Origin of the sequence: Novosphingobium sp. ERN07, from assembly GCF_012641335.1 — a bacterium.
Classification (GTDB): Bacteria; Pseudomonadota; Alphaproteobacteria; order Sphingomonadales; family Sphingomonadaceae; genus Novosphingobium.
The window spans coordinates 170684-188482 of record NZ_JABAID010000004.1 but is presented as its reverse complement, the minus strand read 5'-3'; the positions used below and the strand labels follow the sequence as shown (position 1 = coordinate 188482).

The 17799-nt window shown below is 61.1% G+C and carries 13 protein-coding genes and 1 pseudogene; 8 read left to right on the top strand and 6 right to left on the bottom strand.

Annotation, left to right across the window (positions count from 1 at the left end):
• Positions 1–15: 15 nt before the first annotated feature.
• From HGI47_RS08165 to HGI47_RS08150, 4 genes are all read right to left on the bottom strand, one after another.
• Positions 16–1353: an aspartate aminotransferase family protein gene (locus tag HGI47_RS08165; RefSeq protein WP_118074315.1), complete on the bottom strand. Its 1338-nt coding sequence runs from the start codon at positions 1351–1353 to the stop codon at positions 16–18.
• Positions 1354–1490: 137 nt separating this feature from the next.
• Entirely contained in the window at positions 1491–2741 is a 1251-nt protein-coding gene (locus HGI47_RS23080) for a Xaa-Pro peptidase family protein (protein WP_205525207.1), read from the bottom strand.
• 130 nt (positions 2742–2871) lie between these two features.
• Positions 2872–3303, bottom strand: coding sequence for a DUF4345 domain-containing protein (locus HGI47_RS08155; protein WP_054123150.1), 432 nt, complete (start codon positions 3301–3303; stop codon positions 2872–2874).
• Entirely contained in the window at positions 3300–4133 is an 834-nt protein-coding gene (locus HGI47_RS08150; RefSeq protein WP_118074313.1) for an SDR family oxidoreductase, read from the bottom strand. The genes HGI47_RS08155 and HGI47_RS08150 overlap by 4 nt, the downstream gene beginning before the upstream one ends.
• Positions 4134–4202: 69 nt before the next feature.
• Here HGI47_RS08150 and HGI47_RS08145 point away from each other — a divergent pair, with 69 nt between their 5' ends.
• The 5 genes from HGI47_RS08145 to HGI47_RS08125 all read left to right on the top strand — a co-directional run bounded on the left by HGI47_RS08145 (position 4203) and on the right by HGI47_RS08125 (position 11711).
• Entirely contained in the window at positions 4203–5087 is an 885-nt protein-coding gene (locus HGI47_RS08145) for a crotonase/enoyl-CoA hydratase family protein (protein WP_240950076.1), read from the top strand.
• A gap of 131 nt (positions 5088–5218) precedes the next feature.
• Positions 5219–6319 carry a CaiB/BaiF CoA-transferase family protein gene (locus HGI47_RS08140; RefSeq protein WP_118074312.1) on the top strand — a complete coding sequence of 367 codons (1101 nt, stop codon included), beginning with the start codon at positions 5219–5221 and terminating at the stop codon, positions 6317–6319.
• A 39-nt stretch (positions 6320–6358) separates the two neighbouring features.
• Positions 6359–7915 (top strand): class I adenylate-forming enzyme family protein, encoded by a 1557-nt coding sequence (locus HGI47_RS08135; protein ID WP_118074311.1) that lies wholly within the window; start codon positions 6359–6361, stop codon positions 7913–7915.
• A gap of 100 nt (positions 7916–8015) precedes the next feature.
• Complete coding sequence (locus tag HGI47_RS08130; RefSeq protein WP_118074310.1) at positions 8016–8894, top strand: fatty acid desaturase; 879 nt, start codon at positions 8016–8018, stop codon at positions 8892–8894.
• Between the two features lie 108 nt (positions 8895–9002).
• Positions 9003–11711: a LuxR C-terminal-related transcriptional regulator gene (locus HGI47_RS08125; RefSeq protein ID WP_162896103.1), complete on the top strand. Its 2709-nt coding sequence runs from the start codon at positions 9003–9005 to the stop codon at positions 11709–11711.
• Between the two features lie 342 nt (positions 11712–12053).
• Here the strand turns inward: HGI47_RS08125 and HGI47_RS08120 are convergent, their stop codons facing one another.
• Positions 12054–13220 carry an acetyl-CoA C-acetyltransferase gene (locus HGI47_RS08120; RefSeq protein ID WP_118074308.1) on the bottom strand — a complete coding sequence of 389 codons (1167 nt, stop codon included), beginning with the start codon at positions 13218–13220 and terminating at the stop codon, positions 12054–12056.
• Between the two features lie 232 nt (positions 13221–13452).
• On the opposite strand from HGI47_RS08120, the gene HGI47_RS08115 reads away from it, so the two are divergent.
• The 3 genes and pseudogenes from HGI47_RS08115 to HGI47_RS23075 all read left to right on the top strand — a co-directional run bounded on the left by HGI47_RS08115 (position 13453) and on the right by HGI47_RS23075 (position 17327).
• Complete coding sequence (locus HGI47_RS08115) at positions 13453–14502, top strand: NAD(P)-dependent alcohol dehydrogenase (RefSeq protein WP_346766773.1); 1050 nt, start codon at positions 13453–13455, stop codon at positions 14500–14502.
• A gap of 12 nt (positions 14503–14514) precedes the next feature.
• On the top strand, positions 14515–15924 hold the full coding sequence (locus tag HGI47_RS08110) for an aldehyde dehydrogenase family protein (protein ID WP_233497660.1): 1410 nt from the start codon (positions 14515–14517) through the stop codon (positions 15922–15924).
• Positions 15925–16512: 588 nt separating this feature from the next.
• Positions 16513–17327 (top strand): annotated as a pseudogene (locus HGI47_RS23075) (IS5 family transposase).
• A 330-nt stretch (positions 17328–17657) separates the two neighbouring features.
• On the opposite strand, the gene HGI47_RS23070 reads toward HGI47_RS23075, so the two are convergent.
• Entirely contained in the window at positions 17658–17783 is a 126-nt protein-coding gene (locus HGI47_RS23070) for a transposase domain-containing protein (protein ID WP_158453971.1), read from the bottom strand.
• Between the last annotated feature and the right edge of the window lie 16 nt (positions 17784–17799).

Here is a 17799-nt window from a genome sequence, read left to right as displayed (position 1 = left end):
CTCGGAACCGGAAAGTCAGCCGGCCGGCCGGGGCAGGCGTGCGAATACCCTGTCGAGGCGGGCAAGGGCTTCGCGGATGTCATCCTCTGCCATTGTCCCGGAAATGTAGATCCGGCTGCCGGCGCCGATCGACAGGCCTTCCTCCATGCAGATCACGCGGAAGGCGGCGCGTCGGGCTGCATCGGCGGCTTCCAGTTCGGTCGGGGAATAGGCAACATCCGCCTTTAGGAAATCGACGTAGATCTGGCCGCGCGGTCCTTGCAGGAACAGGTCGTCGTGGCCGTGCGCGGCAGCCATTTCGCGCAGCCCCTCCCTGAAGCGGGCCTGGATGCGGTCGACATTGCGGTACCATGCTCCGTCGTCTTCGGCCAGCAGGTCGAAGGTTGCGATTGCGGCGGCCATGCCCAGCGGGAAGCAGTTGAACGTGCCAGCTCCCACGACCCGGCGATCGCTGAGCAATTCCATGACATCGGCGCGGCCGGCCACGGCGGCGAAGGGCAGGCCGGCCGCAATCGCCTTGCCGTAGGTGGCCAGATCGGGAGTGACCCCGAACACTTTCTGCGCTCCGCCCAGATCGACCCTGAAACCGGTAATCACTTCGTCGAAGCACAGCAGAACACCGAAGCGGTCGCACAGCTTGCGAACCGCTTCGAGATAGCCCGGGCGGGGCGGGCAACCACCGAAGTTGCACATGATCGGTTCCATATGTACCAGAGCGATCTGGTCGCCGTATCGCTCCAGTACCGCTTCCAGAGCATCAGCATCGTTCCATTTGATCTTGTATTGGTCGAGGAGTGCCACCGGTGATCGACCTTCGGTAGACGTATTGAAGCCGCCCGCAGTTCCCGGAAGATCGATTGGGTGTGGCGGTGCGTCTGGGTCGGGGTTGATTGATCCACCGAGAACACTGTCCATCCAGCCGTGATAGTGACCGTCGAAACGGAGCACATAGGGACGGCTGGTGAAGGCCCGGGCCAGACGAAACACGAGTTGGACAACTTCGGAACCGGACAGGCCATACTTTACCAGTTCTGCGCAGGGGATCGCGCTGGTCATCCGCTCGCCGAGTTCAACTTCGAGCGGGGAGTAGAACTGGCCGGGCAGGGGCGAGGGCAGCGTTCGCAGCTGCGCCTCGACGGCTGAGATCCACTGGGGGTGTCCGTGACCGAATATCAGCGGCCCCATGGTCAGGGCGAGGTCGATATAATCTCGACCCTCCACATCGAAGATGCGGTGGCCAGCCGCGCGCTGTGCGAAAATGGGAGCGATCGGCAATGCGGGCGCGAGGTTGCTCTGTGGCCCAGTCAATATTCTTGCTGCCCGATGCGTCCAGTCTGCGTTGGTGTTTGCCATGGCTGCCCTTGGTCCTAGTATACCAAAATAGTTGCTAGTTGCGAATTATCGCGATGTAAATCACCAAACACACCATCCCGTGCCCATGTTGGTATACTATTGGCTGCAATCAGGGCAAAGCTGAGCAGTCTGACCGCTCACCGTGTTTCCCATGGAAAACTGTCGAGCCGTTCTGTGCCGTTGGGTGTCACGAGAACCTGGGTTTCCAGTTTGACGCATTCACGTCCTCCCTGCTCGCCGATCAGGCTCTCAACGCAAAAGACCATGCCGTCTTCAAACCGGCCAGGCAACAGGTCGGCTGGGTCGGTAGCATAGGGTACGCCGGGATATTCATCAGCCATGCCGACACCGTGCAATGCGCAGGAGTAGCGGTTGGCCATGAAGCGTTCGGGAATTCGCCAAGTCTTTTCCATATACTCCCGGAACTCCATGCCTGGATGGATCAAGTTGGTGTTGTGGAGCAATTGTTCGAGTGCGGTGCTGTACAACGTGCTCTGTTCATCGGTCATCCGTGTGTGGCCGATGGTCCAGGATCGCGAAAGATCCGCGCAATAACCATAGGGTCCTATCATATCGGTGTCGAAAGCAAGCATATCCCCCAACTTGCCGACATGGTCGGAACATTCCTGAAACCAAGGATTGGTGCGCTCTCCGATAGTCAGGAGTCGCGTTTCCAGCCATTCGCCACCTGATCGGATATTCTCGTAATGAAGTTCCGCCCAGATTTCCTGCTCGGTCTTGCCGGGGAGCGAGTGCTCATACATCCGCGCCATTCCTGCTTCGCACACTCGAATCGTCCAGCGCATCAGTTCGATTTCATCTAGGCTCTTGATCAGCCTGGCCTGCTCGGTCATCTGCTGGCCTTCGACCAACGTCAGCCCTTGCCGCCGCAGCGCATCGGCGCCCGGAAGTTCGAGCTTGTCGGTGCCAAGCCTGAGGTTGCCACCACCACGCTCGCGCACTGCCGAGGCGATTTCCGCAGCCCATTGCCCCGCCCGTTCCTCAAGATAGGGACCGGAATACATATAGAAGAACGGATTGGCGCTGCGGATCTCATCGACTGTCTCGAGTCCGTTCACGAGATGCTCGGCACCGGGATACTCGAAATCAATCGCGTGGCCATCAGCGAAGACCAATGCATAGTGGAACGGGTTGTGCGTCGCCCACAACTGCATGTTCGACACATCCAGCGCATATCGAATGTTGACCGGATCGAAGAGCAGGATGGCCGCACAATCATGCTTGATAACCTGGTCTACCAAGCGCCGCTTGCGATAGGCGCGGGCAGCCCTGAGCGTGTCGAGAGGCACGGGGCTGCGAAGCGGCTTATCGGCTCCCTCAGGATTGAAATAGGCTGCCTTGCGGGCGTCTTTGAAAACTCGGCTCACGACCTTTTCCTTTGAGTCAATGTTCCGCATTTGTTTTTGGCGCGGTAAAGAGCGATTTCCCTCTGGATCGGGCGTTGATGGCGTTGACGAACATTCCGTTCTTTGTTGCCGTTGGTTGCTTGCCATTTGGTCATCGAACGAAGCCCTCGTCGGCGGCCAATGTTCCGCGACGGAAGGCCAGCCATGCAAGTGGCACCAGCAAGAGTTCGATGGCCAAGGCGACAGCGATGAAGGCGGTGCCAATATCGCTCGACGGATGACCCGCCTGCAGCAGGGACAGCGCCCGTCCTATCCCGCCAAGCACCACGAAGGCGAAGCAAAGCTGGAGAATGAGACCGTAGCGGCGCAAGTCACCAAGGCAGACCAGCTGGATCACGCCGAGCCCAAGCCAGACCGCGCCAAGGAAGCGGACCTGGCTGTCGAGCACTGGATCGAACGGAGCCACTGCCGCTGTGCCGACACCGATGTTGGCTTGCCCGGCCACTCCCACGATCACGTCCATCGCTCCGGTCAGCAAGGCAATCAACGAGAGCAGGACGGTGGTTATCTTTACGAAGTTCATGCCGTTTCCCCCTTCGCTGCATCCAGCGCATCGCCAATTGCCCGGTTGAAAACGTGTGAACCGGTCAGGTTCTGCCCGCCATCAACGGCAATGCGCGCGCCTGAAATGTAATACGCGAGGGGCGTGGCCAGGAACGCCGCGACATTGGCAACATCTTCCATTGTCCCCATCCGGCCAAGCGGCGTCATCGCCTTCCAGATGGCTTCGGCGTTGTCCCCACCCAACCGGTTCATGCCCTCGGTGCCTTCGATCGGTCCGGGCACGATGCTGTTCGCCCTGATCCCGTAACGCCCCCATTCAAGCGCGAGGTTTGCCATGAGGTTGTCGATCCCGGCCTTGGCCGCGCCGACATGGGCCTGATAGGCGAAGGGCACATAGGACTGCCCGCCCGAGACAAACAGCAGGCTCCCTCGTGTCTGCCGCAGCTGCTCGAAACAGGCGTGTGCGGCGTGGAATGCGCCGAGCAGGTCGATCTCGACCACGGTGCGGAAGCCCTTGGGCGAAATGGCTTCGGCCGGCGCGACAAAGTTGCCGGCGGCCCCGCACACCGCGAAGCTGATCGGCCCCAGCGCCTCGCCACAAGCCGCAACGGCAGCTTGCACGGCCAGGTCATCGCGGACGTCGGCAACCGCCGCGAAGACCTTGGCACCGGCCGCTTCAAGTTCCTTCCGCCCCGCGTCGAGCCGCTCGGCCGTTCGCCCACAAATGCCGACGTTGGCTCCCAACCGGGCGAGCGCCTTGCCAATCGCCAGATTGATGCCGCTGCCGCCTCCCGTAATGAAAGCCACCTGGCTGCGCAGAACCTCGGGATTGAATGTGTCGGTGATCATGCGTCGAGGGCTTCCCATCAGAACTGTGACCCCGACTAGGGTAGGATCGGATGGAGCCACACCATACTTTTGGTTGGCCAGAACTCGACGCGCTTCGATCAATCGCTACCACAGGCATCCGGCGCTGGCGTGAAGCCTGAAAGCTACATCGGGAGCGGAACATTGGCGGATCGGGTTGAACTGGTTGTTCTTGATGGGGTCGCCGAAGTTCGGCTCAACCGCCCCGAGAAACTCAACGCACTTGACTTCGAGACTTTCGACCTGATCGTCAAAGCCGGTCACACGCTCGCGGCAAAAGAGGGTTTGAGGGCAGTGGTCCTGAGCGGGAACGGACGCAGCTTTTCAGTTGGAATTGACCTTGATGCGCTGGCCCAAGGCGGAACAAAAATCCTGTCAAACCTGGCGGCGCGCACCCATGGCGATGCAAACCTTTTTCAGCATGTCGCTATGCAATGGCGCGAATTACCCGTGCCGGTCATCGCGGCGATCCAGGGGCACGCGCTTGGCGGCGGAATGCAACTGGCCTTGGGCGCGGATATCCGCATCGTCGCGCCGGATGCCAGGTTGTCGATCCGGGAAATCGCATGGGGACTGATCCCCGACATGGCGGGCACAGTGTTGCTACGTCAGCTCGTCCGCACGGATGTGATGCGCGACTTGCTGTTCTCAGGGAAAATAGTTTCGGGCGAGGAAGCGTTGGAGCTTGGCTTGGCGACCCGATTGGCGGCAGACCCGTTGACGGCCGCCCGCGAACTTGCGCAAGAAATTGCATCGTCCAGCCCGGACGCGGTCAAAGCCGCAAAGCGTCTGGCAAATGCAGCAACCGCGGGAGCATCCGACCCCGACTTGCTCCTGGCCGAAGCTGCCGAGCAGCAAGGACTTCTCGCTTCGCATAATCACCGAGAGGCATTGCTGGCTTATGCAGAGAAGCGCCTGCCCGTCTATCGCGATTAAGCGGATGCGCAATTTCAAACTACCTTGGCCACCCCCGAAGGTATTGGACTTAGCAAGATGGTTCATCATCAAGTCCTGATTGATCAGTTCAACCCGATTGCGCCGGCGACTTCGCCAGGAAGGGCCATGCCATGACGAGCGGACGCCTTGCTGGACTGAGGGTCGTTGAATTTGCGAGCATCGGACCAGGTCCGCACTGTGCAATGTTGTTGGCAGATTTGGGAGCCGATGTCCTGCGTATTGATCGGCCTAACGGTAACGATCAGCCCAATCCCGTTGCAGATCGCGGGCGGGCAATCCTGACCCTAGATATCCGGTCGGAAGCTGGACGGGCTAAGAGTCTCGAGTTGATCGCTCAGGCGGACGTGTCCATTGAGGGGAGCCGACCCGGTGTGATGGAACGGCTTGGTCTTGGTCCCAACGACGCCTGTTCGCTGAACAAGCGGTTGATTTATGCGCGGATGACCGGCTGGGGTCAGGATGGGCCGTTGGCGCGTATGGCAGGCCATGACATCAACTATCTCGCGCTGACGGGCGCGCTGGCTGCGGTTGGGAAGCCGGGCGAACCGGCGACAGTGCCCCTCAATCTGATCGGCGATTTTGGCGGTGGATCCGTGTTCCTTGCTTTCGGCATCATGGCTGCCTTGTGGGAGCGCGAGCGGTCTGGTCTTGGACAGGTGGTGGATGCCGCGATAGTCGATGGTGTCGCATCGATCATGAGTATGTTTGCAGGGCTGGTGCCTTCCGGACGAATCTCGCTTGATCGCGAGGCCAACATGCTGGGTGGCGCGGCCCCATTTTATCGTTGCTATCTTTGCAAGGATGGTAAGGAAATCGCGGTCGGAGCCATCGAGCCGCAATTCTATTCGCATTTGCTTGCAGCAGTTGGCGCACCTGCCGAATGGGTCAAGGACCAACACGACACCACAAATTGGCCGGACCGTTGTGCATGGTTCGCGGCTAAGTTTCTCACCAAGTCCAGGGATGAATGGGCAAACCAGATCGAAGGTATCGACGCGTGCTTCGCCCCCGTCCTTGATTTCCGCGAGGCTGGACAGCATCCCCATATGAAGTCCCGTGGCACCTACGTCGATCGCGACGGGTTTGCTCATCCTGCGCCCGCGCCGCGGTCTTCACGAACCCGGGCGACAATCCCCGAGGACCGGGCAGCGGAGGCAATGATAGCTGATTGGGCATCGGACAAGCAGGCAGCAGCGCCTCGCGCACTGTAGTAGTGCATTTACGGCCGGCGGACAGGAAGGAGGCAACCCATGCAATTCACACAAGGTCTCGAAAGAGCCGTCCAGCACCATCCGGACGTGACGGCGACGATCTGCCGTGCCCGCAGTCAGACTTTCGCGGAGCTCTATGAGAGGGTCACCGGGCTGGCCGGTTGCCTGGCATCCCGGAGCCTTGCCAAAGGTGCGCGCATCGCGGTGCTGGCACTCAACAGCGATCATTACCTTGAGGTCTATCTGGCGACGGCTTGGGCAGGCGGCGTGATCGTGCCCGTCAACTTCCGCTGGAGCCCCGCCGAGATAGCCTATTCTCTCAATGATGCTGGCTGTGTGGCGCTGATGGTCGACCAGCATCATGCCGCGCTGGTTCCCACATTGCGGGAGCAATGCCCCGGTCTGCAGCATATCTTCCTGATGGGCGGGACCGAGGAATCGGATGACCTTCCTGGCCTTGACGCGCTGATTGCAGCGGCGGAGCCTTTGCAGAACGCAGGGGCTGGCGGCGATGACCTGCTGGGCATCTTCTACACCGGCGGCACCACCGGACGGCCCAAGGGCGTGATGCTGAGCCATGCCAATCTGTGCTCATCCGGCCTGTCGATGCTGGCCGAGGGCGTGTTCAACGAGGGCGCAGTCGGGCTGCACGTGGCACCGATGTTCCACCTTGCCGACATGCTGCTCACCACCTGTCTGGTCCTGCGCGGCTGCACCCATGTCATGCTCCCCGCCTTCAGTCCCGATGCTGTGCTCGACCATGTCGCGCGGTTTGGGGTCACCGACACGCTGGTGGTTCCGGCCATGCTTCAGGCGATCGTCGATCACCCTGCGATCGGGAATTTCGACACGTCGAGCCTGTGTAACATCCTCTACGGCGCGTCACCCGCCTCCGAAACACTGCTGCGGCGCACCATGGCGGCCTTCCCGGACGTGCGCCTGACTCAGGGTTATGGCATGACCGAGAGCGCGGCCTTCATCTGCGCGCTGCCCTGGCACCAGCATGTCGTGGACAATGATGGCCCGAACCGGCTGCGCGCGGCCGGGCGATCGACTTTCGATGTCCATCTCCAGATTGTCGATCCCGACGACCGCGAGCTTCCGCGCGGCGAGATTGGCGAAATCATCGTCAAGGGGCCGAATGTAATGCAGGGCTATTACAACATGCCCGAAGCAACCGCCGAAACCTTGCGCGGCGGCTGGCTGCATACCGGCGACATGGCCTGGATGGACGAGGAGGGCTATGTCTTCATCGTCGACCGGGCGAAGGACATGATCATATCGGGCGGCGAGAACATTTATTCCGCCGAGGTCGAGAATGCCGTCGCCAGCCACCCCGCCGTTGCCGCCAATGCGGTGATCGGGATTCCCCACGAGCAGATGGGTGAAGCCGTGCATGTCGCCCTGGTCTTGCGGCCAGGTAGTGAGCTGTCACTTGAGGCACTCCAGGCCCATTGCCGGGCCTTGATCGCCGGATACAAGGTGCCGCGCAGCATGGAAGTCAGGCCCAGCCTGCCGCTGTCCGGAGCCGGAAAGATCCTGAAGACCGAACTGCGCGAACCCTTCTGGAAGGGTCGGGACAGGGCAGTGGGCTAGGACCAGGCCGCGCGGAAAAATCGACAAGCCAAACTTTCGTCGAGGCGCTGCCCATCGTGGGCAGGCATTGATGCGGAAACACTTGGTCCAGGAGAGTCTGATGTCCACGTTACCGCAGAATGCAGCTGCCCAGTTCAATGCGTTGCGGTCCTGCCCCAAGGTAGCATGGCCGACCGTGGCACTGTTCGTCGTTTGCACCAGCATTATCGGCGGGGTTTGGTACGCCGCCATCGCCCATGGGTTTCCGCTCTGGCTGGGTGCAATCGTGAACGGGGTTACCGCGTACTACCTGTTCAGCGTTGTCCATGATTCCTCGCACAATGCGGTGAGCAAGAACAAGTTCGTCAATGAGCTGCTCGGCAGGATCGGCCTGGTCTATTTCGCCCCGCTCGCGCCGATGGACGTGGCTCGCTACATCCACATGGCGCATCATAAATATGCCAATGATCCCGAGCGCGATCCGGATGGCTACGCGCACAAGCTGGATTTGTGGTTCCCGCTGCGCTGGCTCAACTTCGACTACTATTATACCAAGTGGTTCTTCCAGAAGGGCGGCGATTTTGCACGCCGGAAGTACCCGGCCTTGTTTGCCTATGTTGCTTTCATCCTCGCGACCTGCGCGCTGATCATTTGGCTGGGCTATGGGCTGGAACTGCTGATGCTGTGGTTCATTCCGACCCGGATCAGTTCCTTCCTGTTCGTGCTGGTGTTCAGCTTCCTGACCCACCAGCCGTTCGAGACCTATGCCAAGGAAAACGAATACAAGGCGACCGCGCTGCGGATGGGCGGGGAGTGGATTCTCTCGCCGCTGATGGCCAACCACAATTACCACCTGATCCACCACCTCTATCCCACCGCGCCGTTCTACAACTACATCAAGATCATGAAGCTGCGCGGCGACGAGATCATGGCCAAAGACCCGCTGATGCCGCCAACCTTCGGGCTGTCGCCGCGGACGAAGGAACTGGCGAGGCACTAGATCCTCTGGAGCGCATTGCCCACCACCCATACAAAAGTATGGGTGGTGGGTGCATCTGCGACTATAATCCGCCATCAGGGTCGGGATGTGGAGCGCAGGGTAGCCAGCTTGAATTACCCCAGAGGTAAAACCGCGCCGCCGGTGTCGGGCGGTGACCTGATTCGCAGGGATGCCCTGATCGATCAGCTCCTTCTTGACGTTCAGTCCAAGGATCTTGTGCTAGCTGTCGCCCCGGCTGGCTATGGCAAGACTGTCTTGCTGACCTCGCTTCATGAGGCGCTTGGAGCGGCGAAGGGCGGCGCATACTGGTACAACTGCGACCGCACCGACGTGGTACCCCGCAAGCTTGCCGCATTCCTGATGGACGTGAGTTCTGCTGAAGGCGGTCTGGCCGCCGACGACAGCCTCGGCCTTGAAGCCAGCGGGGCCTTATCAGCCAGCCTGATCGCTGCTGGCCTCGATCGGCGCAAGGCCGATCTCACCGTCATCATCGAGAACTATCATCTGGCGCAGTCGCAGGAAACCGACGCGCTGATCGAAGCCCTGCTGGCGACTGAATCGCCATACCTGCACCTGGTGATCTCCTCGCGCGTCAAGCCGGGCTTTGCCACGCGCAAGCTGATGCTGGCCGGCCGGGTCGCAGAACTTCGCGTCCGGGACCTGGCCTTTACCAAGAGCGAGCTTGGCACGCTGGCCCGCACGGTCATGCCGGATGGCGGCGGCGCCGATCTGGCTGGCGTGCTGGAGCGGACCGAAGGGTGGCCCGTCGCCATCCGCTTGTTCCTGCTCGCCCTGAAGGAAGGGGCCGACACCAAGCGCCTGCTTGAGGAGATTTCCTCACGCGATGCCGACGTCGCCGAATATCTCTCGGAAGAAGTCCTGCGCGGCCAGCCGCGCGAGGTTCAGGATTTCCTGGTGGCGACCTGCTTTCTGGAACAGTTCAACCTTGCGCTGTGTGAAGCGGTTGCTCCCCGCGCCGACGCCGCCCAGATGATCGAACAGGTGCAGCGCAACAACCTGTTCATCGTCAGACTGGAAAGCGACAGCGGCTGGTTCCGCTATCATCCGATCTTCCGCCAGTACCTGCTGACGCAGTTCGATCGCTTGCCCCGTCAGGAACAGGCCGAGATGCGCAGCGCGGCCGGACGCTGGTACGAGGCGAATGATCAGCTGGCCGAAGCGATCGATATGGCGCTGCTTTCGGGCGATGCCGGCCGGGCGCGGTCGCTTCTTGCCAGGCTGGCGCCGGAACTTGTGTCCGTGCGCGGCGATCTTGCGACCTTCCTGCAGCTGTTGTCGCGCTTTCCCAAGGGCATGATCGAAGACGATTCGACGCTGCTCTACTGGCAAGCCTGGGCCATGTTCTTCGCCCGCCGCTATCGCCAGGCCGCCAGCCTGGTCGCAAGCCTTCACCGCAATGCGCAGATCGGTAGCGGGGGCGAAATTGATGCGGGCCTGCAGAACCAGATCGGGCTGCTCGATACCTTGTCGGCGACTTTCATGGACGACATGCTTTCGGCACGGCGCGCGGCCAGCGACTGGCTGAGCAGCAATCCAAGTGCCGATCCGTTCGACCGCGCGACCGTTGCCTGCAGCCTAGTGCTTTCGTCGCTCGCCTTCCTTGATGTTCCCGCCGCCAGGCGCGCTTTCGATCTGGCGCAACGGGCGATTGCCGACAGCGACAGCGCCTATGGCAATGCCTGGGTCTGCGGGATCGGGATGACGATGGATCTGGTCGTGGGCGAACCGCGCCAGGTGCTCGCCCGGCTCGAAGCGCTGGGGGCGGGCTGGTCTGAAACTCCCAAGGCACCAAGCAACATCTCATCGACCCTGGCTCTGCTTGCCGCAGCTGCCCATTATCATCTGGGCGAAATCGACAGTGCCGAAGCGCTGGTGAATGAAAACCTCCACATGCTGGCCGAACATGGGGTCAGCGAAACCGCCGCTTTTGGCCTCGCGGCCTGCCTGCGGGTGACCGCGCTCAGGGCTGGCGCTTCGGATGCACTGACGCTGGCCCGCAAGATGGAGGCCGGCCTGGCCAAGGCCTATGCCCCGCGCCTTGCCTTTACCTTGCGGTACGAGCGGGTCCTGCTGCTGTTCCGGGCCGGTCGCAGCGAAGAGGCGATCGAGGAGGCAAGCGGCATCACAGAAGTCCAGCCACTGGGCGAACGGCGCCCCGACGAGGGTGATCCCGACCTGCCCAGCGTCAAGGAACTGCGCCAGATCGTTTCGGCCCGGGTGGCTATAGCGGACCAGGCCTGGAACGAGGCGCTGCGCATCCTGACCGGCCTGATCAGCGCCGCGCGGCACGGGGGGCGCAACTTGCGGTTGGTTCAGGCGTTGATCCTCAAGGCTGCGGTCCACTACAACCAGGGTGACAGCGTGAAGGCGGTCCGTGCCTTCCTCGACGCGGTGTCGGTTGCGCGTGACCGGGGGCTCAACCAGATCTTCCTCGACGATGCCCAGCTTTGCCGTCCGCTGGTAGCGGCGACATTGGCCAGATTAGAACAAAGTCTCGGCGGACAGATGAACGAACTTGGGTTCTTGCAGAATTTGCAAGCGCGCCTCGGTCTTGAAAGTCAGATCGCCAAGCCCAACGACGAGATGTACGCTCCGCTCGAGCCGCTGACCGCCCGGGAAAAGCTGATGGTGGAACTTCTGCTAGCGGGCTTGCGCAATCGCGAAATTGCCGGGCGGCTCGCCATGTCGGAAGCCACGGTTAAGTGGCACCTTTACAATCTATACAGCAAGCTTGGCGTGAACAACCGGACCGCAGCAATCCATCGCGCTCGCTCGCTCGGTCTTGCCTCGGTGTAGATCGGTTAGTGAGCCGAGTGTGAATACGCTAAGCTCGACCCCAATCATCGTGATATCGAAGCCTTAATGACAGGAGCTTCGCGAAAGACCACTGCTAATCATGATGCGCTGAGTGATGAGGCTTATCCAGGCTGTATCTGGATGAACGCTATCCCGGCCGAAGTGCCCCCTGCATCGATCGAAGGATCGCTTCTCCCCTGAAAAGGGAGGAGAGAAGGTGAGAGGCGAAGCTGATGAATTCGACATGGCGGGGTGGCAAATGCTACCACGAGAGGCGCCTTGCTTAATGGCATCACTGGAGGACGCGATCATAAGGGTGACTGATAGTGGCATTGGCATCAATCAGAGCGCCTCAACGATGGTTACATTGGCGACACCTCCCGCCTCGCACATTGTCTGCAACCCCCAGCGCTTGCCTCTCGCATGAAGCGCGTTGATCAGGGTCGCCATCAGCTTTGTTCCCGACGCTCCCAGCGGGTGGCCGAGAGCTATGGCGCCGCCATTGACGTTGAGTTTTTCGGGATCGCCGCCGATCTCCTTCAGCCACGTCAGTGGCACTTGTGCAAAGGCTTCATTGACTTCATAGAGGTCGATGTCGCCGATTGACATGCCAGTACGCAGCAAGGCCTTGCGGGTCGCATTAACCGGCTCTTCCAACATGATGACTGGATCGCCCGCGGTCACTGTCAGGTTATGGATACGCGCAATTGGGGTCAGGTTGAACTCCTTGAGTGCACGCTGACTTACTACCAGCGCGGCGCTCGCCCCGTCGCAAACCTGGCTGGCATTGGCAGCTGAAACAACACCACCTTCGCGCATAGGTTTGACTGACGAGATTGCCTCAAGCGTCGCATCCATCCGTACGCCTTCGTCGACTCTGTGCAATTCACCACCTACATCGATGGGCACGATTTCGTCGTCGAATGCGCCAGACTCGATGGCGGCCGCAGCCTTGTGGTGGCTTTCCAGCGCAAAGCGGTCAAGCGCCTCTCGGTTGAATCCATGCTTGTGCGCGAGCAGTTCGGCCCCTTCGAATTGGCTGAACTGCGTTGTACGGTTGTAGCGTTCCTTGCCGCGCGGGCTCAGCGGGCCGGTGCCTATCCCTTCCTTCTCGTGCAGGGAGAAGTTCGAGAACATCGGCACCCGGGTCATGCTCTCGACACCTGCCGCGATCACCACATCCTGGGTTCCAGACATTACGGCCTGCGCCGCAAACTGCAGCGATTGCTGCGATGATCCGCACTGGCGGTCGACCGCCACCCCAGGTGTCGTCGAAGGCAATCGCGAGGCAAGGATCGCATTGCGCGGAAAAGCAAAGCACTGTTCGCCGGCTTGCATGACGCAGCCAAGAATGACATCGTCGATCGCCTTCGGATCAAGCGAAGCATTGCGGTCGATCAGAGCGTTGAACATTTCGGCAGCGAGGTCAGCGGGATGCCAATTGGCGAGCTTCCCGTTTCGCTTGCCACCAGCCGTGCGGACAGCGTCAACGATATAGGCTTCGGTCATTCTAGTCCCTCACATGCGCTGGCCGTCGCCGGTCTCGGCACCAGGTGGCCCGGCGGAGCAGCATTCGACGGAGTGAATAGGTCCATGCTTGCGCGTTCGGCCAAAACAAAAGTATGGGGCCGAACGCCGGTCGAACTGGAAAAGTAGGCGTGACGACAATTCCAGGAGAGTGGTGATGCAAGGCACGGCAGCAATCTTGCGCGAACCGAACCAGCCTTTTTCAATCGAAACAGTGCAATTCGATCCGCCGCGCGCTGGCGAAGTGCTCATCCGGATCCGCGCGGTAGGCATCTGCCATACGGACATGGTTTTCGCCTCTGGCGCGATGGGATCACCCTTTCCCCTGATCCTCGGGCACGAAGGCGCGGGTGTGGTCGAAGCGGTTGGCGAAGGGGTGACCAAGGTCCGGCCCGGCCAGAAGGTTCTGCTGACTTTCAATTCATGCGGGCGGTGCAGCCAGTGCCACAGCGGCGATCCAGCTTATTGCCAGGAATTCGTCGCGCTTAACTTTGCCTGCGTCCGGGCTGACGGGAGCTCGTGCGCCCACGATGATACAGGGCAGGTTTCGGCCCGGTTCTTCGGGCAGTCGTCGTTCGCCTCGCACGCCATTGCCGACGAACGCAATGTGGTGGCCTTGCCAGACGAGGCCGATCTTGCCAGCCTTGCGCCGCTTGGCTGCGGGATCCAGACCGGTGTAGGTGCGGTGCTGCGCTCACTAAAGGCGCAGGCCGGATCGAACCTGGTCGTCCTCGGGGCCGGCGCCGTGGGCCTCAGCGCCGTGCTGGGCGGCAAGATCGCGGGCTGTTCGAAGATCATCATGATCGAACCGCAGGAGGCCAGGAGGCAACTGGCGCTCGAACTCGGCGCGGACCATGCCATCGATCCGGCTACGGGCGACACTGCCGAACAGGTCAGGGCCATCCTCCCGCAAGGCGCGAACAACGTGGTCGACACCAGCGGCAATGTCGGGGCGATTTCCGCCGCGCTAGGCATGCTGGCGCCGCACGGCGCGTTGGGCCTGGTCGGAGTGCCCGGCAGCCTCGATGCGGCGCTGCCACTGCCGATCGTGCCGGCCATTACCTATGGCTACACGATCAAGGGGATCATCGAAGGCGACAGCGATCCCGATACCTTCCTGCCCGAACTGATCGCGCTGCACGCTGCCGGAAAGCTACCGATCGAGCGGTTCTCGACCATCTACCCGTTCGACCAGATCAACCAGGCGATTGCCGACAGCCATTCCGGCAAATGCGTCAAGGTAATCCTTGAACTCCCGGCTTGAAGGAACCTGACTGTGACCCAAGACATCCTGACCATGACGATCGGCGGCAAGGCTGCATCGTCCGCTAACAGCCTCGATGTGTGCAACCCGGCGACCGGACAGGTCTTCGCCGCTGTGCCAGATGCCGGAGCGGCAGAGCTTGAATCGGCCATCACCGCGGCCCGCAGCGCCTTCCCCGCCTGGCGTGACACGGCCTGGGCCGACCGCGCGGCAATCGTCAACCGGATCGGCGAGACTATCGCTGCCAACGCCGCGGAACTGGCTGCGATGCTCACCCGCGAGCAGGGCAAGCCGGCGGAGCAGGCCCAGTTCGAGGTCATGGCGGCCGCGCAGTGGTGTCAGGCAACCGCCAGCCTGACCCTGCCCGACCGCGAGATCGAGGCCGGGCCGGGCCGCCGCCAGGTCACCCGCTATGTCCCGATCGGGGTGGTGGCCGGGATTTCGCCGTGGAATTTTCCGGTCGTGCTGTCGATCTGGAAGATCGCGCCTGCCTTGCTGGCCGGCAATACCCTGGTCCTGAAGCCTTCGCCGTTCACGCCGATGACCGTGCTGCGGATTGGCGAACTGGTGCGAGACTTCGTGCCTGCCGGGGTGCTCAACATTATCACCGGCGGCGATGCACTGGGGCCGCTGATGACGTCGCATCCGGGCTTCGACAAGGTCAGCTTCACCGGCTCGACCGCCACCGGACGCAGGGTGATGGCAAACGCGGCATCGACGCTGAAGCGGTTGACACTGGAACTGGGCGGCAACGATGCGGCGATCGTCATGCCGGACGTCAACGTCCCGGAAACGGCGGAAAAGCTGTTCTGGTCGGCTTTCACCAACAGCGGGCAGGTCTGCGTCGCGACCAAGCGGGCCTATGTCCACAATGACATCTACGATGCGTTCCGCGATGAACTGGCAAAGCTGGCGCTGGCTGTGCCGATGGGTGATGGCAGCCAGCAGGGCACCGCGCTCGGGCCGATCCAGAACAAGCCGCAGTACGACCGCGTCAAGGGCTTGCTCGCCGATTGCGAAGCGAACGGTTACCAGTTGCTCCAGGGGGAAGCCCCAGAGGGAGATGGCCTCTTTGTTCCCGTCACGCTGGTCGACAATCCGCCCGAAGACAGCCGTATCGTCCAGGAGGAACAGTTCGGGCCGATCTTGCCGCTCGTGCGCTTTACGGATGTCGAAGATGCGATTGCCAAAGCCAACAACACCGACATGGGGCTGGCCGGAACCGTCTGGTCCGCCGACATGGACGCCGCCATGCGGATCGCTGAGCGAATGGATACTGGGAATGTCTGGATCAACGAGGGGCTCGCCCTGTCACCCTTCGCAGCCTTCGGCGGGCGCAAGCAATCGGGCATGGGGGTGGAGAATGGGATCGAGGGATTGATGGCCTATACCGATCCAAAGACCTTCCTTGTTACAAAATAGATCAGCAACATCTGGTAGGAATTACGTCACTTTGAACCAGCGATGATGGCGGTATGCAAATCTGCTATGCAGCTGCAACGGTCGTCGCGCAGCACTTCTCCAACTTCGCTCTTAGCCTGTTGCCGTTAGACCGGCTATCAAGAACTTAGCTCGCGTGCGTGCCCATGCGTGCGAAGCCGTCGGCAAACCCCGCCACAAGATTGCCAATGAAATGCGGCATGCATCGCGAGACCTCGCTTCGCGCTGCGCGCCGAGCGACCTAAAGACGGCGACAGGATTGTCAGACCCCCCCTTCTGGGGAGTCCAAGACCCCGCCGTCAGGCCATGGACGGGGAAGCGGGCCTTTGGCGCCCGCGGCAGGAAGAATGTCTCGCCAGCAACGCGCAAGATCGCGCAGCAGTGACTAGAGAAACTTTGATGCCATCGACCGATTGGCCGCATTTACAAGTCCTGGAAGAGCGCGAGTAAGCTCGACGAGTGATTCATTGCCTTCACAGATTTCGTCGTCGACCGTGGCCAAGGCAAAGTGCCAAGCCCGAGCATCGATCATTAGGTTTCGTGGACAAAGGTTGACAGCAGACCCGCTGTTTGATTCAAAGCTGTCTTTTGGAGGCGGCATTGGGCGAGCGGGTTGGATTGAAGGACGACGAGTGGTCGATAATCTCGGAATTGCTGCCGCCTGAGACAGGGCGCGGTTGCCGTCCAGCGCAGGACAATCGGCGGTACTTCGAAGGTATGATGTGGATCGCCCGGACAGGCTCGCAGTGGCGTCACCTGCCTGACGAATATGGCAAATGGAACAGCGTGTTCCGGCGCTACCGGCGCTGGGTTTCGACCGGCGTGTTTGACGCGATGCTGGAGACACTCGCAGAGATGGTGGGGCGAGACGTCACCGCCGACATGATCGATAGCACTGTGGTCCGGGCACATCATTGTGCAGTCGGCATAAAAAAGGGACTCAGGAAGCCGAGGCTCTTGGCCGATCGCGAGGGGGCTTCAGCACCAAACTCCACGCGCGATGCGATGCCCAAGGTCGCCCACTCGGGTTCGTGCTGACGCCTGGCCAAAGCCACGATATTCAAGGCTTCGGGCCTTTGCTCCGTATGATCGCCGACAGGATCGAGGCCCTCCTCGCAGACAAGGGCTATGACGCCGATGCCATCCGGGAGGATCTGGCTGCAGCTGACATCGAAGCCGTCATTCCCGCCAAGAGCAACCGACGCAACCCGGTGCCACACGACCGCGAGAAGTACCGTTGGCGCAATCTCGTGGAGCGTCTGCTCAACAAGCTCAAGAACTGGCGCCGAATTGCCACCCGCTACGACAAAACCCAAGAATCATACCTCGGCTTCGTCAATCTTGTCGCGGCCCTACAGTGGATACCCTTTGTCCACGAAACCTAGTTTGACCTTGATGATGAAGAGTCTCAAGCAACAGGGGTAGGCCGAGGTTGTCATGACCGACGGCCTACGTTCTGCCCCTGCGCGAGGACTGGGAAATGAGGAGTTGCGCGAAGCCGGTCAGCATTAACTACGGCGCGGAAAACTTACACCCGCCGTTCCGACGACGACAGCGGGCTATGCTGCCCTTTCGACAGACGATGTCGCTGCAGAAAGTCGCTTAGGTACAGGCTTTCGGCCACAATCACTTTTCCGAAGAACGTCACCTCGTCGACCGACAAACCTTCGAGCTCCGCCGCTCGCTCGTAAGCGCTCTCCTCACGCCGCGCCCGTCTATGTCATGAGTTCACCAACGGCGTTTGCTGTATGGCCGCTGGCCAGCCTGGCGAGCGTTTCAGTCAACCAAGTGTGTGAGTTTACGCCCAAGATCTTGCAGTTCTCAATGAGCTTGGCGATCACAGTCCAGTTGTTGCCG

Excerpts from the sequence above, each read along its gene's own strand:
- HGI47_RS08165 (WP_118074315.1), bottom strand. The coding sequence starts at position 1,353 with ATGGCAAACACCAACGCAGACTGGACGCATCGGGCAGCAAGAATATTG.
- HGI47_RS08155 (WP_054123150.1), bottom strand. The coding sequence starts at position 3,303 with ATGAACTTCGTAAAGATAACCACCGTCCTGCTCTCGTTGATTGCCTTG.
- HGI47_RS08150 (WP_118074313.1), bottom strand. The coding sequence starts at position 4,133 with ATGATCACCGACACATTCAATCCCGAGGTTCTGCGCAGCCAGGTGGCT.
- HGI47_RS08140 (WP_118074312.1), top strand. The coding sequence starts at position 5,219 with ATGACGAGCGGACGCCTTGCTGGACTGAGGGTCGTTGAATTTGCGAGC.
- HGI47_RS08135 (WP_118074311.1), top strand. The coding sequence starts at position 6,359 with ATGCAATTCACACAAGGTCTCGAAAGAGCCGTCCAGCACCATCCGGAC.
- HGI47_RS08130 (WP_118074310.1), top strand. The coding sequence starts at position 8,016 with ATGTCCACGTTACCGCAGAATGCAGCTGCCCAGTTCAATGCGTTGCGG.
- HGI47_RS08120 (WP_118074308.1), bottom strand. The coding sequence starts at position 13,220 with ATGACCGAAGCCTATATCGTTGACGCTGTCCGCACGGCTGGTGGCAAG.